Annotated in this window: 26 protein-coding genes and 1 pseudogene; 17 read left to right on the forward strand and 10 right to left on the reverse strand. The window is 61.9% G+C overall.

Annotated elements, in window-relative coordinates:
- Positions 1-2: 2 nt before the first annotated feature.
- Together ATY75_RS22155 and ATY75_RS22160 are read left to right on the forward strand one after the other, a co-directional pair.
- Positions 3-311, forward strand: a complete 309-nt coding sequence (locus tag ATY75_RS22155) for a hypothetical protein (RefSeq protein ID WP_088939224.1) — start codon at positions 3-5, stop codon at positions 309-311.
- A gap of 3 nt (positions 312-314) precedes the next feature.
- A pseudogene (locus tag ATY75_RS22160) lies at positions 315-1,084 on the forward strand (gamma-glutamylcyclotransferase).
- Positions 1,085-1,142: 58 nt separating this feature from the next.
- Here ATY75_RS22160 and ATY75_RS22165 read toward each other — a convergent pair.
- The 3 genes from ATY75_RS22165 to tauA are packed head-to-tail and all read right to left on the reverse strand — an operon-like array spanning position 1,143 to position 3,853.
- Positions 1,143-1,997 carry an ABC transporter permease subunit gene (locus tag ATY75_RS22165; protein ID WP_064841508.1) on the reverse strand — a complete coding sequence of 285 codons (855 nt, stop codon included), beginning with the start codon at positions 1,995-1,997 and terminating at the stop codon, positions 1,143-1,145.
- The gene (locus tag ATY75_RS22170; RefSeq protein ID WP_064841760.1) at positions 1,994-2,782 is read right to left on the reverse strand and encodes an ABC transporter ATP-binding protein; all 789 of its coding nucleotides are present in this window, start codon (positions 2,780-2,782) and stop codon (positions 1,994-1,996) included. Before ATY75_RS22170 ends, ATY75_RS22165 begins: the two co-directional genes overlap by 4 nt.
- A gap of 57 nt (positions 2,783-2,839) precedes the next feature.
- The gene (tauA, locus tag ATY75_RS22175) at positions 2,840-3,853 is read right to left on the reverse strand and encodes a taurine ABC transporter substrate-binding protein (RefSeq protein ID WP_088939367.1); all 1,014 of its coding nucleotides are present in this window, start codon (positions 3,851-3,853) and stop codon (positions 2,840-2,842) included.
- 201 nt (positions 3,854-4,054) lie between these two features.
- Between tauA and ATY75_RS22180 the strand changes: the two genes are divergently transcribed.
- From ATY75_RS22180 to ATY75_RS22245, 14 genes are all read left to right on the forward strand, one after another.
- Positions 4,055-5,419: an FAD/NAD(P)-binding protein gene (locus ATY75_RS22180; RefSeq protein ID WP_088939225.1), complete on the forward strand. Its 1,365-nt coding sequence runs from the start codon at positions 4,055-4,057 to the stop codon at positions 5,417-5,419.
- 145 nt (positions 5,420-5,564) lie between these two features.
- The gene (locus ATY75_RS22185; protein ID WP_088939226.1) at positions 5,565-6,260 is read left to right on the forward strand and encodes a GntR family transcriptional regulator; all 696 of its coding nucleotides are present in this window, start codon (positions 5,565-5,567) and stop codon (positions 6,258-6,260) included.
- Positions 6,261-6,641: 381 nt separating this feature from the next.
- Positions 6,642-7,244 carry an amino acid synthesis family protein gene (locus tag ATY75_RS22190; protein WP_064841512.1) on the forward strand — a complete coding sequence of 201 codons (603 nt, stop codon included), beginning with the start codon at positions 6,642-6,644 and terminating at the stop codon, positions 7,242-7,244.
- 13 nt (positions 7,245-7,257) lie between these two features.
- Complete coding sequence (locus ATY75_RS22195; RefSeq protein ID WP_088939227.1) at positions 7,258-8,103, forward strand: alpha/beta fold hydrolase; 846 nt, start codon at positions 7,258-7,260, stop codon at positions 8,101-8,103.
- Positions 8,100-9,035, forward strand: coding sequence for a flavin reductase family protein (locus ATY75_RS22200; protein WP_088939228.1), 936 nt, complete (start codon positions 8,100-8,102; stop codon positions 9,033-9,035). The genes ATY75_RS22195 and ATY75_RS22200 overlap by 4 nt, the downstream gene beginning before the upstream one ends.
- The gene (locus ATY75_RS22205) at positions 9,032-10,072 is read left to right on the forward strand and encodes an LLM class flavin-dependent oxidoreductase (RefSeq protein WP_088939229.1); all 1,041 of its coding nucleotides are present in this window, start codon (positions 9,032-9,034) and stop codon (positions 10,070-10,072) included. Before ATY75_RS22200 ends, ATY75_RS22205 begins: the two co-directional genes overlap by 4 nt.
- Before the next feature lie 4 nt (positions 10,073-10,076).
- A complete protein-coding gene (locus tag ATY75_RS22210; RefSeq protein ID WP_088939230.1) occupies positions 10,077-11,540 on the forward strand; it encodes an aldehyde dehydrogenase in 1,464 nt (487 codons plus the stop codon).
- 5 nt (positions 11,541-11,545) lie between these two features.
- Positions 11,546-11,869: an NIPSNAP family protein gene (locus tag ATY75_RS22215; protein WP_088939231.1), complete on the forward strand. Its 324-nt coding sequence runs from the start codon at positions 11,546-11,548 to the stop codon at positions 11,867-11,869.
- A gap of 49 nt (positions 11,870-11,918) precedes the next feature.
- Positions 11,919-12,929 carry an ABC transporter substrate-binding protein gene (locus ATY75_RS22220; RefSeq protein WP_088939232.1) on the forward strand — a complete coding sequence of 337 codons (1,011 nt, stop codon included), beginning with the start codon at positions 11,919-11,921 and terminating at the stop codon, positions 12,927-12,929.
- 112 nt (positions 12,930-13,041) lie between these two features.
- Complete coding sequence (locus ATY75_RS22225) at positions 13,042-13,914, forward strand: ABC transporter permease (protein WP_088939233.1); 873 nt, start codon at positions 13,042-13,044, stop codon at positions 13,912-13,914.
- A gap of 1 nt (position 13,915) precedes the next feature.
- A complete protein-coding gene (locus tag ATY75_RS22230; protein WP_064841520.1) occupies positions 13,916-14,716 on the forward strand; it encodes an ABC transporter permease in 801 nt (266 codons plus the stop codon).
- Entirely contained in the window at positions 14,713-15,789 is a 1,077-nt protein-coding gene (locus tag ATY75_RS22235) for an ABC transporter ATP-binding protein (RefSeq protein ID WP_064841521.1), read from the forward strand. Before ATY75_RS22230 ends, ATY75_RS22235 begins: the two co-directional genes overlap by 4 nt.
- 10 nt (positions 15,790-15,799) lie before the next feature.
- Positions 15,800-17,254: an NAD-dependent succinate-semialdehyde dehydrogenase gene (locus tag ATY75_RS22240; protein ID WP_088939234.1), complete on the forward strand. Its 1,455-nt coding sequence runs from the start codon at positions 15,800-15,802 to the stop codon at positions 17,252-17,254.
- 40 nt (positions 17,255-17,294) lie between these two features.
- On the forward strand, positions 17,295-18,095 hold the full coding sequence (locus tag ATY75_RS22245) for a PhnD/SsuA/transferrin family substrate-binding protein (RefSeq protein WP_088939235.1): 801 nt from the start codon (positions 17,295-17,297) through the stop codon (positions 18,093-18,095).
- Positions 18,096-18,251: 156 nt separating this feature from the next.
- Here ATY75_RS22245 and ATY75_RS22255 read toward each other — a convergent pair whose 3' ends face one another.
- From ATY75_RS22255 to ATY75_RS22285, 7 genes are all read right to left on the reverse strand, one after another.
- Positions 18,252-18,674, reverse strand: a complete 423-nt coding sequence (locus ATY75_RS22255; RefSeq protein WP_088939236.1) for a type II toxin-antitoxin system VapC family toxin — start codon at positions 18,672-18,674, stop codon at positions 18,252-18,254.
- Positions 18,671-18,919 (reverse strand): plasmid stabilization protein, encoded by a 249-nt coding sequence (locus tag ATY75_RS22260; RefSeq protein ID WP_088939237.1) that lies wholly within the window; start codon positions 18,917-18,919, stop codon positions 18,671-18,673. The genes ATY75_RS22255 and ATY75_RS22260 overlap by 4 nt, the downstream gene beginning before the upstream one ends.
- Before the next feature lie 135 nt (positions 18,920-19,054).
- Complete coding sequence (gene ugpC / locus ATY75_RS22265; protein WP_088939238.1) at positions 19,055-20,032, reverse strand: sn-glycerol-3-phosphate ABC transporter ATP-binding protein UgpC; 978 nt, start codon at positions 20,030-20,032, stop codon at positions 19,055-19,057.
- Between the two features lie 3 nt (positions 20,033-20,035).
- Positions 20,036-20,863: a carbohydrate ABC transporter permease gene (locus ATY75_RS22270; RefSeq protein ID WP_064841527.1), complete on the reverse strand. Its 828-nt coding sequence runs from the start codon at positions 20,861-20,863 to the stop codon at positions 20,036-20,038.
- The gene (locus ATY75_RS22275; RefSeq protein ID WP_088939239.1) at positions 20,860-21,738 is read right to left on the reverse strand and encodes a sugar ABC transporter permease; all 879 of its coding nucleotides are present in this window, start codon (positions 21,736-21,738) and stop codon (positions 20,860-20,862) included. The genes ATY75_RS22270 and ATY75_RS22275 overlap by 4 nt, the downstream gene beginning before the upstream one ends.
- A 59-nt stretch (positions 21,739-21,797) precedes the next feature.
- The gene (locus ATY75_RS22280) at positions 21,798-23,081 is read right to left on the reverse strand and encodes an extracellular solute-binding protein (RefSeq protein WP_088939240.1); all 1,284 of its coding nucleotides are present in this window, start codon (positions 23,079-23,081) and stop codon (positions 21,798-21,800) included.
- A 37-nt stretch (positions 23,082-23,118) separates the two neighbouring features.
- Complete coding sequence (locus ATY75_RS22285) at positions 23,119-25,440, reverse strand: alpha-L-rhamnosidase (protein WP_088939241.1); 2,322 nt, start codon at positions 25,438-25,440, stop codon at positions 23,119-23,121.
- A 144-nt stretch (positions 25,441-25,584) separates the two neighbouring features.
- On the opposite strand from ATY75_RS22285, the gene ATY75_RS22290 reads away from it, so the two are divergent.
- The gene (locus ATY75_RS22290; RefSeq protein ID WP_088939368.1) at positions 25,585-26,643 is read left to right on the forward strand and encodes a LacI family DNA-binding transcriptional regulator; all 1,059 of its coding nucleotides are present in this window, start codon (positions 25,585-25,587) and stop codon (positions 26,641-26,643) included.
- The last annotated feature ends 159 nt before the right edge of the window (positions 26,644-26,802 follow it).

Genomic DNA, 26,802 nt, shown 5'->3' on the forward strand with positions numbered 1-26,802 from the left:
GAATGTCCGATATCATCGACGATCTCCTGCGGCTCAGCGAAGATCCGAATGCCGACCCGAGGAGCCGGCGCCGGCAAACCATGGAGCGTTTGGTAGAGACGCTGCTTGCCATGGCAGATGCCGAAATTGGGCCGGACGAAGTGCAACATCGCCATTCGATCATCCATTTGACGACAATCATCCGCGACATGACGGGCAGGATCGCCGAGGCCGACGATACGACATTTGCGGCGATCGTCAGGGAGGCCGCGATGCTGATCCGCAGCCTGCAGCGGCGCCGGGCCGACGCGGCCAGATTTACGGTGCATTGAAACGTGACCGATATCATCGAGTATAAGCAGGCCGAGATGCGGCGAAGCGAGGTGCGGATGCTCGGCACAACCAGCATGGCTCTCACGGACGAACTCGTGTCGCTCAGCCTTCGCGTTGAACTCGATCCCGGCCCCGAGCCGCACCGGACACCGCTGACCGAGATGGAGACGGAGATGTTCGCCAGGCGGCTGCTCCAGGAATCCGACGGCGCGCCGCTCTGGGTTTTCGCCTATGGCTCATTGATATGGAAGCCGGACTTCGATGCCGTCGAGTGGCAGCGCGGCGCAGCAAGGGGTTGGCATCGGTCCTTCTGCCTGAAGATGACCCGCTGGCGGGGAAGCCGGGCGCAGCCCGGCCTCATGATGGCGCTTGATCGTGGCGGACGCTGCAACGGCATCCTCTATAAGCTTGCCGATGACGATCGCCTCGGTCAGATTCGGCGATTGATCCGCCGTGAGGTCGGCACGATCGACGATGCGGCGACGGTTCGCTGGATTCCGGTTGAAACCGCACATGGCTTGGTGCGCGCCCTGGTCTTTTGGGCCGGCCCGAAGGGGGAGCGCGTTTCCCGCAGATTGCCTTTGGAGACGGTGGCGCGCGTGCTTGCCAGGGCCTGCGGACATATGGGCTCCCGCGCCGAATATCTCTATCTGACGGTGAAGCATCTGGAAGAACGCGGCATCCACGATCGCAATTTATGGCGCCTTCAGGAGCTCTCGCCGCCGAACTCCAATCGATCCATGGTCTGAACGAGGTTACGCAAAGACGTTAAGCGCCGCGCGTCTTTTCAGACCCGCGGCGCTTTGACGTTTTGAATTACCTGCATTCCCTCAGAGCTTGCCTTTCCACGGCACAAGGTAGGTCTCCAGGAAACGGATGGCGGCCGAGAAGGTGAAGGCGCAGACCGCGATGATGCCGATGCCGACGAAGACGACGTCGGTTGCCAGGAACTGCGATGCCGACATGATCATGAAGCCGATCCCGCGCGTCGAGGCGATCAATTCGGCGGCGACCAGCGTGCCCCAGCCGACGCCGAGTGCAATGCGGATGCCGGTGAGGATCTCGGGCAGGGCGGAGGGCAGGACGATATCGATGAACAGCTGCAGCCGGCTCGCACCGAGCGAACGGGCGGCATTGACGCGCTCGATCGGCAGCGAACGGACGCCTGCCTGGGCCGAGAGGCAGATCGGCGCGAACATCGCCAGCACCAGGAGCGTGATTTTCGAAGTTTCGCCGATACCGAGCCAGATGATCATCAGCGGCAGGTAGGAGAGGGGCGGGAGCGGCCAGTAGAATTCGATCGGCGCATCGAACACCCCTTTGGCCCAGCGGTTCAGGCCCATGAGCAGCCCGAGCGGAATGCCGGCGGAGATGGCGATCAGCGCTGCGACGACGATGCGGAACAGGCTCGCAAGGATATGCTCGGAAAGCGATGCGCCGGCGTAACCGTCGCGATAGACGAGGCCGATCTGCGTCAGCACCTCGTCCGGACGCGGCAGGAAAAGATGCGGCACGAGGCCGAGCGCAGAGACGAGCCACCACAGCAACAGGATCGCCAAGGCGGTGGCAACACTGATCGCCACCGTGGATTTCTCGCCGGCGCCGAAACTTGCCATCTTCACCAGCTTGACCTGCCGGTCCGCTCTATGCGCCGCAATCGACGGAGACTGGACGATATCACTCATGCCGCACTCCTCAAATCTTCGCTGCTGTGGAGAATGGCGCGGATCTCCTCGCGCAGCTCGGCAAATTGCGGCGACGCCTTGATCGATCGTGCATCGCCGGTCTCGGCGAAGCGTCTGATGAAATCGAGATCGAAGCGGGCGACGACGCGCCCCGGGCGAGGCGACATGACGAGGACCTGCGTACCGAGAAACAGGGCCTCCTCGATCGAGTGGGTAATGAAGAAAATCTTCTTTGCCGTCTTGTTCCAGACGGAAACCAGCAGTTCCTGCATCTGCTCGCGCGTCAGGCTGTCGAGCGCCCCGAACGGCTCGTCCATCAGCAGGATGTCGGGATTGGTCGCGAGCGCGCGGGCGATGCCGACCCGCTGGCGCATGCCGCCCGACAGCTCGTAGGGAAAGGCACTGGCGAATTCGTCGAGGCCGACGAGCCGGAGCAGCTCGAACGCGCGCACCTGTCGCTCCTTGCGGTTGACGCCGGCAAATTTCAGGCCGAGCGCGACATTGTCGGCTACCGATTTCCAGGGCAGCAGCGCATCTTTCTGAAAGACGACGCCGCGATCGGCGCCTGGGCGTTCGACCGCGCGGCCATCGAGCGTGATCCGGCCATCCGACAGTGGAAGGAAACCGGCGATCGCGTTGAGAAGGGTTGATTTGCCGCATCCCGAGGCGCCGAGCGCGACCACGAAACCCCGTTCGGGGATATCGAAGGAAACGCGATCGAGCGCATGGACGGTCCGCCCGTCCCGGGCTGCAAAGAAAACGCTGGCGTGATCGACTTTAAGCATGGTCCGCTCGCAAGGTTCGACGCCGGCGCGCAAGTGTCGCGCCGGCGTCGGGGAGGATCAGTTGCTGACGCTGGTAAGCGCGTCTGCTGTGACGAAGGCGCCGTAATTTGGCAGCACGTCGGACACCTTGCCCTGTTCTTTCAGGAACGATGCCGTGTCCTTGAGGATCTTGCCGGCACCCGCCTTTTCGCCACCGCCGAGCCAGGCCTCCGATGCCTGGACCTCGGGGGTGAGCAGCGTCAGGTTCTTCAGCGCCGAGGCCTGTTGCTCGGCCGTTCCGCCGAGAAGCTTGGCGAGCGACTTGGCGTTGTCGCTGTCGGGCCCCCAGGCGGCCTTATCCGACGCGAAGGAGGCGTAGTATTTGTTGATGACCGAGGCGAAGCCCTTCAGGAATTCCGGGTTCTCGGTGGCAAACGTCGAGGTGGCGACCCAGGCGGAGAATGTCGGCGCACCCTTGTCCGCCACGTCCTTGGAAGTCACCAGAACCTTTCCGTTCTTCTTGAGTTCGGTCAGCGCCGGATCCCAGACGAAGCCGCCGTCGATATCGCCGCGGTTATAGCTCGCCACGATCTCCGGCTGCGGGATTGCGAACACCTGAACGTCCTTCTCGGTCAGGCCAAGCGATTTGATCAGCGCCAGGAGCTGATAATGGTCGGTGGAAACGGGTGCGGCGGCAAGCTTCCTGCCCTTCAGATCGTTCAGGCTTTCGATGCCCGAGCCGTTGCGGACGACGAGGGCCTCGTCGATGCCGGAGATGGAGGCAAGGTAGAAGGCCTTGACCTCGAGCCCGCGCGAGACCGCAGCCGCAAACGGGCTGGAGCCGACGTAGCCGACCTGAACGTCGCCCGAGGCAATGGCCGCAAAGATTTCGGCGCCGGAATTGAATCTGCGGAAGTCGATGTCGTATCCCGTCTCCTTGGCGAATTCGCCGTTGGCGATCGCCACGGAAGACGGCAAGGCATCGGTTTGATAGCCGACGACGACCTTCTTGTCCGCCGCCTCGGCGACGATCGCTGTTGCAAGCGTGCCGACGCCCAAGGCAATCGCGGCAATCAGTTTTTTGAAATTCATCTTGAGCCCCTTTGTTTCCAGGGCCACCCGGCCCCTTGATCTCACCTTCAAAGGGTAATCGTCGAGAAGGGGCTGGCGGGAGGAATAACAAACTATATTTATAGACTATAGAGATAATTGTTTTCGTGATTCTGCCGCTTGAGTGATCCCCAGTCGGGTGAGCGACAAGAACCGGCGTTACGGAGCTTCGGGGAGAATGTGTTGATATACGATGTGATCGTGGTCGGTTCCGGTTTTTCAGCGATCGCTGTGACCTGCAATCTCATCGAACAGCTTCCCGCTACGGCGACGATCGCCGTCGTCGGCGACGATCCCGGTTTCGGGCGCGGGACCGCATATCGGACGGAGCTCTATCTCCATCGCCTCAATGTGCCGGCTGGCCGCATGAGCCTGCTGCCCCATCATCCCGACGATTTCGTCGATTGGCTGAAAACTCATGGACGCCAGCTGCAGGCGGGCGATTTCGCCTCGCGCAGCGATTACGGCCTCTATGTCAGGGATACGCTTGCGCGGCTGCTGCGCAAGCGGGATGGCCGCTGCCGGGTCGATTTCATCAAGGCCAAGGCGGCCGGATGTGTGGAGCGCTACACGAGCAGGCTCGCCTTCCACCTCGGCAATGGCGACGAGATCGCCGGGAAGAATGTGGTGCTATGCCTTGGCGTCGGAAATGCCGACCTTCCGGTCGCTGGCGTCCCGTCTTCGCTGCGATCGCGGATCGTCGAGAACCCGTGGCGGCTTTCCTGGCTGCGGCGTGTCGCGCCGTCCGATACGGTCTCTATCCTCGGCTCCGGCCTGACGATGATCGATCAGGTTCTGGCACTTCGCGCCCACGGCCATAGAGGCATGATCGACGTGCTTTCGCGGCGCGGCCTGGCGCCGCTCGGCCATGCGAAGACGCCGCCGGCGCCTCTGCCGATCGACGTTCACGCACTTCCCGGCACGATCAGCGGTATCTTGAAGAGCTTGCGGGCAAAGAGCAGGTCGGTCGCCGACTGGCGGGGCGTGATGGACGGCCTGAGGCCGGTCACGCAGGCTCTCTGGCAAAGGCTTTCGAACGAGGAGCGGGCGCGTTTCCTCAGGCATGCGCTTCCCTGGTGGAACATCCACCGCCACCGGGTCGCGCCCGAGGTGTTCGCCGGCTTCGAGAAACTGGTCGCGGACGGAACCGTTCGCTTTCACGCCGGCTTCCTGAAATCGCTCGAGGCCAGGGAAGGCAGGCTCGTTGCCGGATACAGGGTCAGAGCCAAGCGTGAGATCGCCGAGATCAAGGCGGACTGGCTGGTCAACTGCACGGGCATGGAGCGCGCCGGGATCAGCCATTCGCCGCTTCTGAAGGAAATGAGCCGGTTTCAGTTGATCGTCCCCGACCCTCTCGGTCTTGGCATCCAGGTGGATGCGGCTTCCGAGGTGACGGCGCCATCTCGAATTTCGCCGGCCCGGCTGTTTGCCGTCGGCGCCTTGACGGCGGGTCAATTCTGGGAGATCACCGCCGTCCCCGACATCCGGCTGCAGGCGAAGGCCGTGGCCGAAGAGATCGTCCGGGCAAGGCCCAATTCCGGCGCATAGACTGACAATCTCGGGATCGGCGCGGTGCTGTTGAATTGCCGGCCGCCGACCGCTACAGTATTTGGTAGGCCATAATACGATTCTCTGAATTCGGCTGCCGCGGCGAACTTGAGCCCGCGAAGTCAATCCAACACTGAGGTACGGTATGAGCGGTGCTCCGAAGGACGCAGCAATCAGGGTCGAGCGTCCTGCGAAAACCTTGCGGGAGCTGGCGCTCGACAAGGTCCGCGAGGCCATCGTCAACGGATATTTCCGTCCCGGAGACCGGCTTGTCGAGCGCGACCTCTGCGCCCAGCTCGGCGTCAGCCGGACGGTGGTGCGCGAGGTTCTGAGACATCTGGAATCGGAAGGGCTGGTCGCCAATCTGCCGAACAAGGGACCGATCGTCGCCCAGCTGGATATCGAGGAAGCCAAACAGATCTATGAGATCCGCGGTGCGCTCGAAGGCATGGCGGCACGGCTCTGCGCGGAGCGCGGCAGCCCCGAGATCGTCGCCGCGCTCGAGGAATCCCTGACCGCAATCCGCAACAGCTACCGCGATAGCGATATGGCCGGCGTGCTGGCCAATACCTCTTCCTTTTACCAAACGCTGTTCACCAAGGTCGACAGGCATGTCGCCTGGGGCGTCGTCAACCTCCTCACTGTGCGCATCAACCATCTGCGCTCGATGACGATCAAGACGGAACGGCGCGGTATCGAAGGGCCGCTGCAGATGTCGAAGATCGTCGATTCCATCCGCCGCGGCGACGGCGAGGGCGCCCAGCGCGCGGCGATGGATCATGTCGCGGCGGCGAGTGCCATTGCCGAGGCGGTGTTGTCCGCTCAGAAGCCTGCGGAATAATTCCTTAAAACTCGTCGTATGCATTAAACGACCACACCGCCGGCAAGGCGGTGTCGCATCGACATTTGTCGATGCCTCTGCGCATACGCAATCACGTTCCCCCGAAACGTCTACACTCCGAGCTTGACACCCGTCTTTGCTCGATGTGATGGTATGCCATATTCAATAATATATCAGGCGGTATCATATGAACTGGGATTTGGCCTGCCGATCCGCTGCAAGGGTCCTGACAGCAGAATAAAAGTAACGCTTCCGAGCGTTTCGGGGACGGGCGGAAATCGGAGATTTCAAGGGTCGACCAATCTAAGTCCTCGCAGAAACCAACTTGACACTAATATATTATGGTATACCATAATACCAAATAGAGAGACGAGGTGTTCCATGGCCATTCAAATTCGCAAGACGGGACTGCAGATCGAAACGACGCTGATCGAAGGCGGCAAGGCCGCAGCGGTGCCGCTGAAGCTGTTTACCGCTTTCGCGGTCGTGAAGAATCCCTGGGCGGGCCGCGGCTTCGTCGAAGACCTCAAGCCTGAAATCCATGCGGGCGCTCCGGTTCTCGGTGAATTGCTGACCAAGATGATCATCGATGCGGTCGGTTCCGGCGATGCCGTCGAAGGCTATGGCAAGGCTGCCGTCGTCGGCCTGGATGGCGAGATCGAGCATGCGTCGGCGCTCATCCACACGCTGCGCTTCGGCAATTTTTATCGCCATGCCGTCGGCGCTAAATCCTATCTCGCCTTCTGCAATACGCGCGGTCCTGCCAATGCGCCGATCATGATCCCGCTGATGGACAAGAACGACGAAGGCCGCCGCTCGCATTACCTGACCATCCAGACCTCGATCCCCGATGCGCCGGCCGCCGACGAGATTGTCGTGGCTCTTGGCGCGTCGGTGGGGGGGCGTCCTCATCACCGCATCGGCGACCGCTACCAGGATCTGAAAGATCTTGGGCAGGACGTCGCCAATCCTGCGGGCGTTTGAAAGGGGCTCCGAGATGCTGACAGCCGGATCGATCTCAGGCGCCGCTGCAGCAAAGAGCGCCGCCGGTGACTTGCCCCGAAAGAAGACGGCAAGCGGAACGGCCTATCACGAGGCCGGCAGCGGTAAGCCGCTGGTTCTCATTCATGGCGTCGGCATGCGGCTCGAAGCCTGGGCGCCGCAAATCACCTTTCTGTCGGCCGGCCATCGTGTCATCGCCGTCGACATGCCGGGACATGGCGAGAGCGCAAAACTGCCGGCGGGCAGCCGCCTCAATGAGTTTGTCGCCTGGTTCGGGCGTTTTCTCGACGAGATGGCAATCGATAGGGTGAATGTTGCCGGCCACTCCATGGGTGCGCTGGTATCCGGAGGAGCGGCGGCGACGTTCGGCGATCGGATCAGCCGTGTCGCGTACCTTAACGGCGTCTACAGGCGCGATCCCCAAGCAAAGGCTGCCGTGCTCGCACGGGCCGCGGCCATTCCGGTGACGGGTGTGGACAAGGAAGGTCCCTTGGCGCGCTGGTTCGGCGATGACGCAGACAGCGTTGTTGCGCGGGAATTGACGCGCAAATGGCTCAACCTCGTCGATCCGGAGGGTTATGCTGTCGCTTACGCCGCCTTCGCCGGCGGCGACGAGACCTATGCCGATCGCTGGAAAGACGTGGCTGGGCCGGCCCTGTTCCTGACGGGGTCCGATGATCCGAATTCGACACCTCTGATGGCGCAGCAGATGGCGGCGCTTGCGCCGAAGGGCTGGGCCCGGATCGTGGACGGTCATCGTCATATGGTGAACCTGACCGCGCCTGATATCGTCAATTCGCTGCTCGCCGAGTGGCTGTCGTTCGGGGAGGATGAACGATGACAATCCAGACTGTCGACCCAAGGGCATTGCGAGATGCATTCGGCGCTTTTCCCACAGGCGTGACCGTCGTCACCGCCTGCGATGGGGAAGGAAATCCGATCGGCTTCACCGCGAACTCCTTCACATCGGTCTCGCTCAATCCGCCCTTGCTCCTCGTCTGCCTTGCCAAGACGTCGCGCAATTTCGCCACCATGACCGGTACGCCGCATTTCGCGATCAACGTGCTGTCGGAAACGCAGAAGGACGTGTCGAACACGTTTGCGCGGCCGGTCGAAGACAGATTTGCGGCGGTCGAATGGGCCAAGGGATCGGCTGGCTGCCCGATCTTCTCGAATGTCGCAGCCTGGTTCGAATGCGCCATGGAAGAGGTCGTCGAGGCCGGCGACCATGTCATCCTGATGGGGCGTATCGAATCCTTCGACAATAGCGGCCGCAACGGTCTCGGCTATGCGCGCGGCGGCTATTTCACGCCGACGCTCGCAAGCAAGGCGGTTTCCGCGGCAAGTGAAGGCAATATCGAACTCGCAGCCGTCGTCGAGCGCCGCGGAGAAGTTCTTCTGCTCGGCGACGATGTGCTCTCCCTGCCGAGCGTCGACGCTCATGACGGCAACCCGACCGAGGCGCTGCAGGAATATCTGGAGACGCTCACCGGGCTGAAGGTCAGCATCGGCTTTCTCTATTCGGTCTATGAGGGCAAGAGCGATGGGAAGCAGCACATTGTCTATCACGCCGTTGCCGGAGACGGTGAGCCCGCCGGCGGCAGGTTCGTAAAACCTGGCGCCCTGGCTGCGGCAAAATTCAAGACCAGCTCGACCGCCGATATCGTCAACCGCTTCGCGATGGAAAGCTCGATCGGCAATTTCGGCGTCTATTTCGGTGACGAGACCGGCGGCACCATTCATCCCATTCCAGCCAAGGGCGCAAAAGCATGAAGTTCTCCCTCTTCGTCCATATGGAACGGCTCGACGCCAACCAGAGCCATAAGAGCCTCTATGAGGAATTCGTCGCGCTCTGCGAGATCGCCGACAAAGGCGGCATGCATGCGATCTGGACGGGCGAACACCATGGCATGGATTTCACCATTGCCCCCAACCCCTTCGTGACCATTGCCGATCTCGCGCGCCGCACATCGCGGGCAAGGCTCGGGACGGGGACGGTGATCGCCCCCTTCTGGCATCCGATCAAGCTTGCCGGCGAAGCGGCGATGACCGACATCATCTGCGACGGAAGGCTCGACATCGGCATTGCCCGCGGCGCCTATTCCTTCGAATACGAGCGTCTGCTGCCCGGCCTCGACGCCTGGGGCGCCGGCCAGCGCATGCGCGAGCTCATCCCGGCGGTCAAGGGCATCTGGAACGGCGACTATGCCCATGACGGCGAGTTCTTCAAGTTTCCTGCCACCACTTCTGCGCCGAAGCCGCTGCAGCAGCCGAACCCGCCGATCTGGGTCGCCGCGCGCGATCCGAACTCGCACGAATTTGCCGTCGCCAACGGCTGCAATGTTCAGGTGACGCCGCTCTGGCAGGGCGATGACGAGGTCCAGTCGCTGATGGACCGCTTCAATGATGCCTGCGCCAAGAACCCTGGTATCGAGCGGCCGAAGATCATGCTGCTGCGCCACACCTACGTCGGCTCGTCGGAAGAGGACGTCGCCCAGGCGGCCTATGAACTCAGCGTCTACTACAACTACTTCTTCGCCTGGTTCAAGAATGAGAAGCCGGTTACCCAAGGCCTGATCGAGCGGATCCCGGACGAGCAGATCCGCGCAAACGCGATGCTCTCGGACGAGGTCATGCGCACCAACAATGTCGTTGGTGACGTGCAGACCGTGATCGACCGGCTCAAGGCCTATGAAGCGCTCGGCTATGACGAATATTCTTTCTGGATCGACACCGGCATGAGTTTCGAGCGCAAGAAGGCGTCGCTTGAGCGCTTCATCACCGAGGTCATGCCGGCATTTCAGGAGTAAAGCCATGCGTCGTTTCCAGCACTATATCGACGGTGAATTCTCGGATGGCGAGGCTTCTTATCCGAGCATCGATCCGGCGACCGGCGCGGTCTGGGCTGAGATGCCCGAAGCCCGCGAAGCGGATGTCGATCGGGCAGTGAACGCTGCCGAACGGGCGCTTTATGAAGGCCCCTGGGCGAAGATAACGGCCACCCAACGCGGCAAGCTGCTTTACAAGCTCGCCGATCTCGTTGCCGCCAACGCGCCGATTCTGGCGGAACTGGAGACGCGCGACACCGGCAAGATCATCCGCGAGACCTCCGCGCAGATCGCCTATGTCGCCGAATATTATCGTTACTATGCCGGCATATCGGACAAGATCGAAGGCTCCTACCTGCCGATCGACAAGCCCGACATGGACGTCTGGCTTCGCCGCGAGCCGATCGGCGTCGTTGCGATGGTCGTGCCGTGGAACAGCCAGCTCTTCCTGTCGGCGGTGAAGATCGGCCCGGCGCTCGCGGCCGGCTGCACGATGGTGGTCAAGGCCTCGGAAGACGGTCCGGCGCCGCTGCTCGAATTTGCCCGCCTAGTGCATGAGGCAGGCTTTCCCGCCGGCGTCGTCAACATCATCACCGGTTTCGGCCCCTCCTGCGGTGCGGCGCTTGGCCGTCACCCGAAGGTCGCCCATGTCGCCTTCACCGGCGGCCCGGAAACCGCCCGGCACGTCGTGCGCAACTCGGCCGAAAACCTCGCCTCAACCTCGCTTGAACTCGGCGGCAAGTCGCCCTTCATTGTCTTTGCCGACGCCGACCTCGAAAGTGCCGCCAACGCCCAGGTCGCGGGCATTTTCGCGGCGACGGGGCAGAGCTGCGTTGCCGGCTCGCGCCTGATCGTCGAGCGCAACGTCAAGGATAGGTTCGTCGCGCTGCTGCGCGAGAAGGCGGAAGCGATCCGCATCGGCGCGCCGCTGGACATGGCGACCGAAGTCGGCCCGCTTGCTACCAAGCGCCAGCAGGACAATATCGGCGCTCTCGTCGAGAAGTCGATCGAAAGCGGCGCCCGGCTCGTCACCGGCGGGCGCAAGATCGATGGCGAAGGTTATTATTTCCCGCCGACGATCCTCGATTGCGACGATGTCGCTTCGCCCTCGCTCACCGAGGAGTTCTTCGGGCCAGTCCTCTCCGTCGTCTCCTTCGAGACCGAGGCTGAGGCGCTGCGGCTTGCCAACGACACCCGCTATGGCCTGGCCTCCGGCATCTTCACCCAGAACCTCACCCGGGCGCACCGGCTGATGAAGGGCATCCGTGCCGGCATCGTCTGGGTCAACACCTACCGCGCCGTCTCGCCGATCGCGCCTTTCGGCGGCTTCGGCCTGTCGGGCCACGGCAGGGAAGGCGGCATGGCCGCGGCGCTCGACTACACCCGCACCAAGACGATCTGGCTCCGGACCTCCGACGATCCGATCCCCGATCCTTTCGTGATGAGGTGACGCCGATGTTTTACGAAATCCGCACCTATCGGCTGAAGAACGGCACGATCCCGCAATATCTCAAGGTCGTCGAAGAAGAGGGCATCGAGATCCAGAAAAGCCATCTCGGCACGCTGGTCGGCTATTTCTTCTCGGAGATCGGCACGATCAACGAGATCGTCCACATCTGGGCCTTTACGAGCCTGGATGACAGGGAGGCGAGACGCCAGCGGCTGATGGCCGATCCCCGGTGGCAGGCCTTCCTGCCCAAGATTCGCGATCTCATCGAGGTGGCGGAAAACAAGATTATGAAGCCAGCAAGTTTCTCTCCCGGGAGCGAGGCGCACTGACGACATAAGGCATAACCCGCAGGACAAACCAGAACAGGGATAAGGGAACATGAAAACGACATTTGCTTTCGCGGCGGTTGCCGCATTCGTCGCGGTCTCCGCGCCGGCGCACGCCGACAACATGGTCTTCTCGAGCTGGGGCGGAACGACCCAGGATGCCCAGAAGGCGGCATGGGCAAGCCCGTTCACCGAGAAGACCGGCATTACCGTCGTGCAGGACGGCCCGACCGACTACGGCAAGCTGAAGGCCATGGTCGAAGCCGGCGAAGTCACCTGGGACGTCGTCGACGTCGAGGGCGACTATGCCGCCCAGGCCGGCAAGAGCGGCCAGCTCGAAAAGCTCGACTTCTCCGTCATCGACAAATCCAAGCTCGATCCGCGCTTTGTCACCGACTATTCGGTCGGCAGCTTCTATTATTCCTTCGTCATCGGCTGCAATGCCGATGCCGTCAAAGCCTGCCCGAAGACATGGGCCGACCTGTTCGACACGGCGAAGTTCCCCGGCAAGCGCACATTCTACAAGTGGTCGGCTCCCGGCGTGATCGAAGCGGCGCTTCTTGCCGACGGCGTGCCGGCCGACAAGCTTTATCCGCTCGATCTCGACCGCGCCTTCAAGAAGCTCGATACGATCAAGTCGGATATCATCTGGTGGTCGGGCGGCGCCCAGTCGCAGCAACTGCTGGCCTCAGCTGAAGCGCCCTTCGGCAGCGTCTGGAACGGCCGCATGACGGCGCTTGCTGCGACCGGCATCAAGGTTGAAACCTCCTGGGAACAGAACATCACCGCTGCCGATGCGCTCGTCGTGCCAAAGGGCTCGCCGAATGTCGAAGCTGCGATGAAGTTCATTGCACTGGCGACCTCGGCCGAACCGCAGGCCGCCCTGGCAAAGGCCACCGGATATGCGCCGATCAATGTCGACTCGGCCAAGCTGATGGACCCGGAAACGGCCAAGACCCTGCCGGACCAGCAGACCGCAAGCCAGGTCAATGCCGATATGAACTACTGGGCTGATAATCGCGATGCCATCGGCGAGAAGTGGTACGCTTGGCAGGCGAAATAAGCTGAAGCTTGAGATCAACGGGCACGGCGAAGGTCGCCGTGCCCCCGCAGCGCCAGTGCCAATCGGTTGCACCTATGCGCCTCGCGGAAATTGACGGGTGGGAAGGACTGTCATGTCGACGTTTAGCGATGCCTCCGGCGTAATTGCGCCCTTGCCGAAGATACGCAGGCCAACAGGTTTCAGCGGGGTCGTTCCGGCTTTCGCCTTCGTCGGTATCTTTTTCGTCGTGCCGGTGGCGATACTGCTGTTGCGCAGCGTGCTGGAACCCGTGCCGGGTTTGGGAAACTATGCGCAACTGATCGGGTCTTCGACCTATCTGAAGATTTTCGCCAACACCTTCATCGTCTCGGGTCTCGTCACGGTGATTTCGCTCGCGATCGGTTTTCCCGTCGCCTGGGCGCTGGCAATCATGCCCGGACGGCTGACTTCGGTGATCTTTGCGATCCTGCTGCTGTCGATGTGGACCAACCTCTTGGCCCGCACCTATGCCTGGATGGTGCTCCTGCAGAGGACGGGGCTCATCAACAAGATGCTGATGGGAATGGGCCTGATCGGCCAGCCGCTGGCGCTCGTCAACAATCTGACCGGTGTCACGATCGGCATGACCTATATCATGCTGCCTTTTATCATCCTGCCGCTCTATGGCGTGATTAAGAAGATCGACCCATCGACCCTGCAGGCGGCCGCCCTTTGCGGTGCCAACCGTTGGCAATGCCTGACGCGGGTCCTGCTGCCGCTGGCGATGCCCGGCATGGCGGCCGGCGCCCTGATGGTCTTCGTCATGTCGCTCGGTTATTTCGTCACGCCCTCGCTTCTCGGCGGCACCGCCAACATGATGCTTGCAGAGCTGATCGCGCAATTCGTGCAGTCGCTGGTCAACTGGGGCATGGGCGGCGCGGCGGCGCTGGTGCTCCTGGTGGTGACGCTCTCGCTTTATGCCGTGCAGCTGCGTTTCTTCGGCAACCAGAACCCGGGAGGGCGTTGATATGTTGCTCAATTTCGACCGTCTCGGCTGGTGGAAATACCTCCTTCTCGGCATAACGCTTCTGACCGCAGCCTTCCTGCTGCTGCCGATCGTCTTCATCGCGGCGCTGTCCTTCGGCTCCTCGCAATGGCTGATCTTTCCGCCGCCGGGCTGGACGTTTCAATGGTACAGCCAGCTCTTTGCCGACCCTCGCTGGCTGGAATCGGCTTTGACGAGCTTCAAGATCGCCGTCATCGTCACGGTTCTGTCGGTACTGCTCGGGCTCGTGACATCCTTCGGACTGGTGCGTGGTTCATTCATGTTCCGCGATGCGCTGAAAGCGCTGTTTCTGACGCCGATGATCCTTCCGGTCGTGGTTCTCGCCGTTGCCCTCTACGCCTTCTTTCTCAGGATTGGCCTTGGGGGAACCTTGACGGGTTTTGTCATTTCGCACCTGGTGCTGGCGCTGCCCTTCTCGATCCTGTCGATATCGAGTGCGCTTGAAGGTTTCGACAAGTCGATCGAGGATGCGGCGGTGCTCTGCGGCGCCTCGCCCCTTGAGGCAAAGATCAGGGTCACCCTTCCGGCAATCAGCCATGGGCTGTTTTCGGCGGCCGTCTTCTCGTTCCTCACATCCTGGGACGAGGTGGTGGTGGCGATCTTCATGTCCAGCCCGACCTTGCAGACGCTGCCCGTGAAAGTATGGGCGACGCTGCGGCAAGACCTGACGCCTATTGTCGCAGCGGCGTCGACCCTTCTCATCCTTTTGACGATCATCTTGATGGCCCTGGTTGCCGTCGTGCGTAAGGTACTGAAACAATGAACGAACCATTCCTTCAGATCCGCGGCATACGCAAGGAATACGGCGCAGTCGTCGCCGTGCACGATGTCACTCTCGACGTTCGGCGCGGGGAGTTCCTGACCTTTCTCGGGCCATCCGGATCCGGCAAGAGCACGACGCTCTACATTCTGGCCGGATTTGACAATCCGACGAAAGGCGACATTACGCTGGAGGGCAAGACCTTGCTCGCCACGCCGTCGCACAAGCGCAATATTGGCATGGTGTTCCAGCGCTATACCCTGTTTCCGCATCTGACGGTGGGCGAAAACATCGCCTTTCCGCTGAAGGTCCGGCGCAAATCGAAGGCCGAGATCGACAGCAAGGTGAAGGAAATGCTGCGCCTTGTCCGGCTCGAAGGCTTCGAGGATCGCAAGCCGGCGCAAATGTCCGGCGGCCAGCAGCAGCGTGTGGCGCTGGCCAGAGCCCTTGCCTATGATCCGCCGGTGCTTCTGATGGACGAACCGCTGTCGGCGCTCGACAAGAAGCTGCGCGAGGAAATCCAGCATGAGATCCGCCGCATCCATCAGCAGACCGAAGTGACGATCCTTTACGTCACGCACGACCAGGAAGAGGCGCTGCGGCTCTCCGACCGCATCGCCGTCTTTTCCAAGGGCGTCATCGACCAGATTGGCACGGGCCCCGAACTCTACGCCAACCCGAAGACCCGCTTCGTTGCCGAATTCATCGGCGACAGCGACTTCATTTCCTGCGACCTGCTGTCGTCATCAGACGGACAGGCCACCATTTCGCTCGGCGGCGGAACCGTCTTCAACAGCATTCCGGTGCATGGGAAAGGCGCCTCAGGCACAAAAGCAGCCCTGATGCTGAGGCCGGAGCGCATTCGGCTGTCACGCGCCCAAGCCGGCGCGGGTCTCGCCGCCACCGTCAGCGACATTACTTTCCTCGGCAACAATATCCACGTCTCCACAGAAACCGCGAAGGGCGAAGCGCTGGCGGTTCGCCTGCCGTTCGGTCATGAGGCGATCACCGGGCTCAGCCGTGGAGACACGGTGCATCTGGATTTCGATCCGGGTGCGGCTCACGTGTTCTGTTGAAGGTCGTCCTATGAAGCTCAGTGATCCCTCGCTGTTCCGTCAGTCATGTCCGGTCGCCGGCCGCTGGATCGAGGCGGGAGGCCGCCTCGCGACGACGGTGCGCAATCCGGCGACGGGCGAGCCGCTCGGTGCGGTCCCCGATCTCGGTTCCGCCGAAACGGAGGAGGCCATCGCCGCCGCCGTCACTGCCCAGAAGCTTTGGGCGAAGAAGACCGCCGGCGAGCGCGCCGCCGTTCTCAAGGCATGGCACCGCCTGATGATCGAGAACCGCGACGATCTGGCGATGATCTTGACGCTGGAACAGGGAAAACCGCTCGCTGAAGCCAAGGGGGAGATCACCTATGGCGCGAGCTTCATCGAATGGTTTGCCGAAGAGGCAAGGCGCATCAACGGCGAGACCATACCGGGACACCAACCGGACAAGCGCATCCTCGTCCTGCGCCAGCCGGCAGGAGTGGTGGCCGCGATCACGCCCTGGAACTTTCCAAACGCGATGATCACCCGCAAGGTCGGCCCCGCACTTGCCGCCGGCTGCGCCGTCGTTCTGAAGCCGGCGCCGCAGACGCCGTTCTCGGCAATCGCCATCGCCGTTCTCGCCGAGCGCGCCGGCCTGCCGCCCGGGCTACTCAACATCGTCACCGGTGACGCTGCCGCAATCGGCGGGACGCTGACGGCAAGCCGTGATATCCGGGTCCTGACTTTCACCGGTTCCACCCGGACGGGCGAGCTGCTTTACCGGCAATGCGCGCCGACGATCAAGAAGCTCGGGCTCGAGCTTGGCGGCAATGCACCCTTCATCGTCTTCGACGATGCCGATCTCGACGCGGCCGTCGAAGGCGCGATCATCGCCAAATTCCGCAACAATGGCCAGACCTGCGTCTGTGCCAACCGGCTCTATGTCCAGGACGGCGTCTACGAGGCCTTTGCCGCCAAGCTCGCAACCGCCGTTGCGGCCCTGAAGGTCGGCAACGGCCTCGACAGGGATGTCGTGCTTGGCCCGCTCATCGACGACAACGCCGTCGCCAAGGTCGAAGCCCATATCGACGACGCCGTCGCAAGGGGTGCGGCGATCGTTTCAGGCGGCAAACGCCACGCACTCGGCGGGCTTTTCTTCGAACCGACCATTCTGCGCGATGTCGCGGCCGGCATGCAGGTCGCCCGTGAGGAAACCTTCGGGCCTCTTGCGCCGCTCTTTCGTTTCCGCGACGAAGAGGACGTCATCGCACAGGCAAACGACACCGAATTCGGGCTTGCCTCGTATTTTTACGCGCGCGATCTGTCGCGGGTCTTCCGCGTGGCCGAAGCGCTCGAATATGGAATGGTCGGGGTCAATACCGGTCTGGTCTCCACCGCCGAGGCGCCGTTCGGCGGCGTCAAGATGTCGGGTCTCGGCCGCGAAGGCTCCAGGCACGGGTTGGACGAGTATACAGAACTCAAATATGTATGCCTGGGCGGCATTGCCTGACTTGGTCGATGCTTGCGCTTCGCCGCAACGAAAGACCGGAATGCCTCTCGCCAGCATCGCCATGTATGTCACATCGAAGCCGCTCGCGGATGCGACGGCCGAGCTCTGGTCGTTCCTCCGGCGCTATCTTTCGCAGGCCGGTCTGACGGACTTGCCCAAGACGCTCGATCGGACGGTAGCCTACGACGAAGCCTGGCTGAGGCCGGATCTGCTGCTCTCGCAGACCTGCGGTTATCCCTTTGCCAGGCGCCTTCGCGGCAAAGTTCGTCTGGTAGCGACGCCGGTCTACGATTATCCCGGCTGCGATGGTCCGCTGATGCGCAGCTTCATCATTGTCCGCACGGAGTCTCCTCTTCGCTCGCTGGAAGATTTGCGCGGCACCACGGCCGCGATCAACAGCCCTGACAGCAATTCCGGCAGCAATCTCTTTCGTGCTGCCGTTGCTCCGCTTGCCCGCGAGGGCCGCTTCTTCGGACGGATCATCGAAACTGGTAGCCACGGCGGCAGCATTGCTGCTGTTGCCGAGGGCAGGGCAGATAGCGCGGCGATCGATTGCGTCACCTATGAGAACGTTCGCCGCTTCGATCCCGGCCACCTTGAAGGGGTCCGCATCATCGCCGAAACGGTGAAAGGCCCCGGCCTGCCATTCATTACTTCAGGCGATGCCTCGGACGAGAGAGTCCTTCTCCTGCGAGGTGCGCTTGCCGCCGCTGTAAAGGATCCATCGCTGGTGGCGACACGGGCCACGCTGGGCCTCGTTGATTTCGCGGTGCTTTCCGAAGCCGATTACGAGTCGCTTCTCTCTTTGACGGGCGAGGCATTGCCGCAATTGAGGGCTTGAAGAGGCAACGGACTCCAGGGCGCCGAGGCTGCTTCCGCTGCAGCAAGACGATGGGCGATGCGATCGGCATTGGCCATGATCGTCATTGTGACATATTTCGAAGACAGATCGGGCTGATGGGAGATTGCCGTGTGGAGTTGCTGGTGGCTCCGCGCTCTATCCGTCGTTCCATGGGTTGATGATCTGAAGATTGATTTCCGTGAAATCGGAGACATTGCGTGTTGCGAGCGAAGCGCCCCGCGAGATGGCGATGGCGGCGATCTGGGCATCGAATTGACTGATTGGCCGGCCCGCCTTGCGGCGGTCGGTAGCGATCGTCGCATAGACGTTTGAAGCGTCGCGATCAAATGGCAGGACGCGTCCGCCGAAATCATCGCTGAAGATCGGCAAAATCGCCGCCTCCAGATCGCGTCGGCGACGTCCCTCGGGAAGGAGGCGCAGTCCATAGAGGATTTCCGCCTCCGTGACCGCAGTCGTGAAGACGGAAGAAGGATGCTGCCTTGCGAGCCAATCTATGACGGCCGCATTCGGGGCGGGGGTCAGCAGCTCCGAAATGACATTGGTATCGAGAACGATCACGCGGCGAAATCCGGCGGCTCACGAATTGGCTCTCGAGGCGGGATGTCGAGTTCGATGCCGCCGACTGAGAGCAGGCGCGTGCGGATGGCATCTGCGAGATTGGGAGCGACTGGTTCGTTGGTTGCAAGCGCCGTGCGCAAAATATCCCGCGCTTCATCCTCCATGGAGCGGCCATGTGTCGCCGCGCGCATGCGCAAGCGCTGCTTCAACCCATCGTCAAGGTTGCGGATGGTCATGCTTGCCATGCCGGCCTCCGTTCATCAATGATTGCATATTAATCATTGATTGCAGATTTTCAAGATACGAGTAGCGGGGTGGGTACGGTGCTAAACGCCACGAACGCGCCGATGCGGGTCGATCCGCTGGCGTTCTTCGCCTTTTCAGAACCTGTGTTCCGCGCCTTCAACCGGACTTGCCCGGACCGTCATCCCAGGCGCAAACAGTGTCTCGCCCTCGGTGCGCACGACCATCTCGCCGAGATCCGCGATATCGAGATAGAGGATCGCATCGGCGCCGAGCCGTTCCACGTGCCGGATCGTGCCCTGCCACTGTCCGGCGTCTTCGGAAAGCCTGATATGTTCAGGACGGATGCCATAGGTCGTGCAGTTCATCAGCCGTGCGATTTCGCCGCCGTAGAGGTTCATCTTCGGACTGCCGATGAAGCCGGCGACGAAGGGTGTGGCGGGATTGCGGTAGAGTTCCATCGGGCTGCCGATCTGCTCGACCGCTCCGCCGTTCAGGACGACGATCTTGTCGGCCATCGTCATCGCCTCGACCTGATCGTGCGTGACATAGATCATCGTCGATTTCAGCCGGGCGTGGAGATCGGCGATCTCCAGGCGCATCTGGGCTCTGAGCGACGCGTCGAGATTGGAAAGCGGCTCGTCGAACAGGAAGACCTTGGGATCGCGGACGATCGCGCGGCCGATGGCGACGCGCTGCCTCTGGCCGCCGGAGAGCGCTTTCGGTTTTCTCTGCAACAGATGGGTGAGCTGGAGCGTTTCGGCGGCCGCGTTGACCCTGGCCGTTATTTCCGCCTTCGGACGGCGGGCGAGCGACAGTCCGAAGCCGATATTTTCGGCAACCGTCATATGCGGGTATAGCGCATAGCTCTGGAACACCATGGCGATGCCGCGCTCGGAGGGTTCGGCATGGGTGACGTCCTTGCCGCCGATCGTCAGCGTTCCCGATGTCGTCTCCTCCAGCCCGGCGATGATGCGCAGCAGCGTCGATTTCCCACAGCCCGACGGGCCGACGAAAACGACGAACTCGCCGGAGGCAACTTCCAGATCGATGCCCTTGATGACCTCAAGGGCGCCGAAGCTCTTGCGGACCTGTTTCAGCGTCAGTTCAGCCATTTGCTACCCTTTGACCGCGCCTGATGTCATGCCCGCGACGATCTGCCGGTTGAAGAAGATGAAGACAATCAGCGGCGGGATCGTGACGAGCAGGATATTCATGAAGAGCAGATTGTACTGGCTCGTATACATGCTCTGGAAATTATAGAGCGTCAGCTGCACCGTGACGTTCTCCTTGCCGGGAAGATAATAAAGCGGGTTGGTGAAATCGTTGAAGATCGCGATCGACTGCACGACGATATTGGTCACCGTCACCGGTTTCAAAAGCGGCAGGATGACCCTGAAGAAGATCTGCCGGGGTTTGGCGCCATCGATCAGCGCCGCCTCGTCGAGGTCGCGTGGGATGGTCGAGATGAACGACCGGTAGAGCAAGATCGAAAAGGAGAGATTATAGGCGACCTGGATCAGGATCATTCCGGTCATGGTCTTGAAGAGGCCGATTTCCTGCAGGAGGCCGATGGTCGGCACGACCGCCGGCGGCATCATCAGACCCATGAAAAGCGCAACCGAAGCCACTTTGTTCCAGACGGTTCTGCGGCGCTGCATCACATAGCCCACCATCGCCGACAGCAGGAGCAGGATGGTGACGGAGACGACGGTGATCAGGGTGGAGTTGAAATAGGCGAGCACGAGCTGGTAGTCGCGGGCCTGGAAGACGGCGACCAGATTGTCCCAGAACAGCCATTGCCCGGGCAATTCGAAATCGAGGCGGGAGGCTTCGGATTTCGATTTGACCGCCTGAAGAGCGACGAAAACAAAGGGCATTACGAAGATCACGGCCGCGACGGCAAGGGCGATCGCGCCGGTCACGTAAGGGCGAACGCTTCTCATTCCTCGACCTCGCGCCGGTTGAACCACAAACTGATGGGCAGGATGATCACGGCGATCAGGGCAAAAAGGATGACGTTTCCGGCGGTCGACAGCCCATAAAAACCGGCCTGGTACTGCTTGTAGATGACCGAGGCGATTACATCCGAGGAGAAGCCGGGGCCGCCGCGGGTCATCGCCCATATCAGATCAAACGACCGAAGCCCACCGATCAGCGACAATGTCACCACGACGATGGTGGCGGGACGCACGAGCGGCAGGGTGATCCGGAAAAATTGCTGAAGCCGCGTCGCGCCGTCGATTCTCGCCGCCTCGTAATAATCGGGGCTGATCGCGGCGAGGCCGGCGATGAAGATCAGGGTGGCGAGGCCGACCCCTTTCCAGACATCGACCAGGGCGACTGAGAAAAGCGCCAGCGCCGGATTGGTGAGCCATCCCGGCCCCGGAATGCCGAGCGCCTCGAGCGTGACATTGATGATGCCCCTGGTCGGATGCATCATCACCGTGAAGGTGATGCCGATGCCGATCGTCGAGACCAGCACGGGAAAGAAGACTAGCGTGCGCAGGAAGCCGCGGGCGAAAATATTGCTGGTCAGCAGCACGGCGAGCAGCAGACCGCAGACCGTCTTCAGGCCCGACGTGGTCACGGCGTAGATCAGCGTGTTGACGAGCCCCTTGACCAGGAAGGGCTCGGAAAAGAACTGCTGAAAATTTTCGAACCCGATGAATTCGGCCGTCGAAAGATCCCAGCGTGTCAGGCTGAACCAGAGAGACGATACCGTGGGGACGAGAAACAACACGCCGTAGATGATTGCGGCGGGAATGAAAAACCACAGTGGATAAGGCGATTTGCGCGAGCGGGGGCGTGTCTCGGTCATATCAATCTCTTCGATCGGTGCAACCTCGCCCCTTCGCGAGCGAGGTTGCCGAAAGACCGCTACCAGTTGGGCAGGCCGAGCTGCTTGGCCTGCTTGCGCACATCGTCGTCATAGAGCTTCGCTGCCTCGGCGGGCTGGCGGATGCCGGAGCCGACCTCGACGGTGATCTGCTCGAGCGCCGGTCCCTTGACCGGCGACACGAATTCCAAGGCGGGAGTCGTCTTTCCCTCGGCCTCGAAATAGGGAAGCATGTCCTTGATTGCAGGCGGGACATCGGCCGGCAGATCGCAGCCGTCGACCAGGGAGGGGCCCTGAACGGCGTTGGTTTCCACCATGATCTTGCAGCCTTCGACGCTTCCGGCGAAATCGACGAATTTCCGCGCTTCCTCGGCATGCTGGCTGGCCAAGGGAATATACAGGCCCGGCGGCATCCAGACCGTCAGCCCGTTCGTTGCCGCATCGTCGCTCGGCTGGGCGAAAAAGCCGACATCGCCAAGGTTTTCGGGGTAATTCTGTTTGAGCGCACTGACCGCGAAGCTCAGCATCGGATAATGCGCGGCCTCGCCGGTTGACACCATTCTCAAGCCGTCGTCGTAGCTTGCCGCGCCGAAGTCTTCGTTCATCAGGCCGGCGTCGTGAACGTCCTTCAGCCGTTCGAAGCCCTTCATCGCCGCCGGCGTTTCGGCATATTTCGCCTTGTTGGCGGTATAATCGGCGGCGAAGTTCGGCACGGCGGCGTGCAGATTGTAATAATCGGCCAGAACGAACAGCTGCGAGGTCCAGGTGTCGCGATAGGTCTGCGCGACCGCGATCTTGCCTGACGCCTTGACCTTGGCGTTGTTCGCCATGAAATCCGCCCATGTCTTCGGAACGGAGAGGCCGAGATCCTGGTAGATCTTCCTGTTGTAGAGGATGCCGCCGGCCATCGCCGTGCCGAAGGGAACGCCGTAGAGCTTGCCGTCGGCGCTGACGACCGCCTTGAAGCTCTTATCCACCTTCGCTTGCGACGGCAGTCCGGTGAGATCGACCAGTGTCTGCGCGGGCTTCAGCGCCTGCAAGAGCGAACCGGAATTATAGAGGAACACATCGGACATTTCCCCGGTCGCCAGGCGCGTTTTGATGATGTTGTCGCCTTCCCCGCCGCCCGGCCGCTGTTCGATTTCGATTGTCACATCAGGCGCCTTGGTCTGATAGGCGGCAACCAGAGCCTCGGCTGCAGCGACCGTGTCCGGGTTGTTGTCGATCAGGAAAGACAGCGTGGTTTCCGCATGCGACGGGCCGGCCGCGGCCAAGGCCAAAAGCGTGGATGCGGCGGTGAGAATGCGCTTTATCCGATGTGTCATGACGTTCCTCCTCTGAACGGTGTGACGTGTATGCTCCTCAATTATCGGGTAGTGAAAAGACCAGCCGGTGCGTTCCCGAGGGCAAAACGACCTCCTCGACGACAGGTTCTCCGTTGATAGACGCGTTCTGGTGCCGTTTTCCGGGCCGGAAGCGGCCAATACAGCCTTCCGGAAGCGTCAGCACATAGGTGACCGCGCTGCCGGTGCAATGCCAGCCGGCCTCGATGCGCCCGTGGCTGACGTCATGATGGGCCGCAACCGGCGAAAGGGACGGAATTGGCGCCGGATCGACGATCACTTCGGCAAAGCCGGGTGCGCTCGGGCTCGGCGAAATTCCGGCGACGCATTCGAACAGCCACTGGCAGACGGCGCCATAGGCGTAGTGATTGTAGCTGTTCATGTCGGGTTCGTAGATCGTGCCGTCAGGCGCCATAGAGTCCCAGCGCTCCCAGATCGTCGTTGCCCCCTTCGAGACTTGGTAGAGCCAGCCCGGCACGTCCTCCTGCAGGAAGACCTTTTCGGCGAGATCGTCCATCCCGAGCTTCGTCAGCGCCGGCAAAAGAGCAGGGGTGCCGATGAAGCCGGTGCCGATCCTGTAGTCGGCGTCGATGACCACTTGCCGGAAATGCCGCCGGGCAGCCTCGTGATGTTCCGTCGGCATCAGGTCGTGCAGGAAGGCCAGCGCATAGGATGTCTGGTCGTTGTGTGCGAGCCGCCCCGCCGGCGTGATGAACTCGTCGGCGAAAGCCCGCCGGATCTCGCCGGCGCGCCGCTTCATCTCAGCTTCGAGTTTTTGCTCGCCGAGCACGGCGGCGATCCTTGCCAGAAGGTCGGTGGAGATGAAGTGATAGAGTGTGGCCGCGCAGTCGTCGGCGATCGTCGGGCGCGGCTTGCGGTTGTCGCCGACCGGCTGCAGCCAGTCGCCGAAGGTAAAGCCGCGTGCGCCCCAATGCGACGGCGGACGCACGATCGGACCATCCGAAATGGACCAGACGAAATCGACCCAGCGCACCATTGAGGCCAGGCATTCCGCCAGAACCGCCCGGTCGCCGTAATGGGTATAAAGCACCCAGGGGATCACGACGATCGCATCGCCCCAGCCGGTCGAGCCCGCATAACCCGGGAAATTGGCGGGGTGCAGGCGCGTCGGGTCCGGCGAAAAATGCGAGACGGCGCCGTCCTCGCGCTGATCGGCCATCACATCGCGCAGATATTTCCTGAGGAAGGACTGGCTGTCGCTCAGCCAGCAGGCGGTTGCGGCAAAGACCTGGGCATCGCCGGTCCAACCCAGGCGTTCGTCGCGCTGTGGGCAATCTGTGGGCACTTCGACGAAATTGGCGCGCTGCGACCAGATGGTATTCTGGACGAGGCGGTTGACGAGCGGGTTGCCCGAGGTGAAACAGCCGGCCGGTTCCGGCACCGACGAGATCGGGATGGAGGCGATCGCAAGAATCTCCGCCTCGCCCCTGATCGTTACCCGAGCGTAGCGAAAACCGTGAAAGGTGAAATGTGGCGCGTAGGTTTCCTCGCCGTCTCCGCGCAGCGTGTAGAGCGTGTGCGCCGCGGCGGTGCGATAATTGCGATTGTCGAAATGGCGGTCGGGGCCGAGCACCTCCGAATGCTCTACCCGCACTTCGGCGCCGGCCGCTCCCCGGACCGTATATCTGACATAGCCGCCGGCATTCTGGCCGAAATCGTAGACTGTCCTGCCGTCATCGTCGATCCAGCTTTCGGTGGGAGCCAGCGGCTGCAATTCCCGCACCGCCGCGGTTTCATGCGCTACGAGCAGCGCCCTGTCGAACGGCAATCTCTCGGTGCCGTGCGTCTCGACGCGGTTTTCCGCGCGGGCATCGTAGACCTCGCCGAAATAGATCCCCGACTGCAGGATCGGCAGCAGACCGCTGCGCCATGTCGTGTCGGTGGAAAGCAGGGGGCCGCTTGGCCCGACCATATCGGCGATGACGCCGATCCTGTCGCCCCAGCAGTTGGGGATCGGCTTGGCGCCCCACATCAGGGGCGACCGGTACCATCCGTCGGCAAGCCAGATCTCGATGCGGTTGACGCCAGGCTTAACGAGGTTCGAAACATCATACCGCTGGTAGGCGATGCGATCGTCGTAATTCGTCCAGCCCGGCGTCAACAGGTCGTCGCCGACGCGGGCGCCGTTGATGAAACAGCGGTAGAGGCCGAGGGCGGAGACGAACAGTTCGACCGGACGCCCGGCGCCATCATGTTCGAAGGTCTGGGAGACGAAGCTTGCCGGCGTTCCCTGGCCGCCATCCGACAGCGGCGCGATCATCTCCCCCGACCAGGCGCGCGAAACGAGATTGCCGCGGATGGCTACCGGCTGAAAGTTCATCACATCCTCCCGATGAATTGTAGAACGTTCTCCATATAACGTTCTACATTTTCTTCGGAAGCGCAATAGAAATTTCATCGCCAGTCTGCCATGGTGATTCCGCGGGCGATTGTTGGCGGCCCGCAGCCGCAAGCCAGAGAACCCATGTCAGTCGAAGACAAACAGAAGCCGCAGCGAAACGATCGCGTGACGATCCGGACGGTGGCAACGCATGCAGGCGTCTCGGTCGCGGCGGTTTCCAAGGTGATGCGAAACGCCTACGGCGTCAGCGAGGCGTTGCGCGCCAAGGTGACGGATGCCATCGAGGCGCTCGGCTATCGCCCCTCGCGGGCAGCAAGGGGCCTGCGCGGCCGCAGTTTCACAATCGGCGTGCTGCTGATCGACATCCGCAATCCCTTCCTTCCCGAGGTGATCGCCGGCGTCAACGGTGTGCTGGCGCCGTCGCATTATCAGGCGATGATCGGCGTCAGCGATGCGCGCGTGCAGCTGGAGACGTCGCTGATCGAGTCGATGATCGACTACAAGATGGATGGGCTCGTTCTCGTGGCGCCGCGCCTGCCCTCGGAAATCCTCGCCAAGTTCGCGGCCCAGATCCCGATCGTCGCGGTCGGCTACCACGATGCCGGCGCCACGGCCTTCGATACCGTCAATGCCGACGATCAGCGCGGAGCGGAGATCGCGGTGGAAGCGCTGCTTGCCTGCGGCTATCGCGACATCGAAATGCTCAGTCTCGGCGAGCGCGAGGGGCATGCGGTGTCCGTCGTCCGCCAGCGCGAGATCGGCTTCCGCCGGGCGATGCAGCGCGGCGGGTTCGGCGCCTCCGCACCGATCGGCAAAATTCCGATCGCCTCGCCGAAGCGGGAGGCCGCGATGCGAAAATTCCTCGCGAGAAAGGACAGGCCGCGCGCCGTGTTCTGCTGGAGCGACCTCGACGCCATCACGCTTCTGAGCCTGGCGATGGAAATGGGCGTGCGGGTGCCCGAGGACCTCGCCGTCGTCGGATATGACAACTCGTCGACTGCAGCCCTCGGCCTCGTCAATCTCGCCAGCATCGATCAGTCGGGCAGGGAGCTTGGCCAGGTCGCGACCCGAGCCCTCATCTCCAGAATTGAAGGCCGCACCGCGGCCGAGCATATTCTCCAGATACCGTCGCTTGTCAGCCGCGGCAGTCTGATCGAGCCTAAGGAGACCGACCGGGGCTGATGGCAAGGCCGGCACGGCGTCATACGATGCCGATTTCATAACTTGCCCACTGACGTTTGAGAAAATTCTTCCGAAAACCTGCCAATCAAAACGGCGATTCTATCCATTTTCCTCCGAAGATTAGAACATCTCGCCTACTATTAATCTATTAAATATATA

The organism is Rhizobium sp. N122, from assembly GCF_002211295.1.
Classification (GTDB): domain Bacteria; phylum Pseudomonadota; class Alphaproteobacteria; order Rhizobiales; family Rhizobiaceae; genus Rhizobium.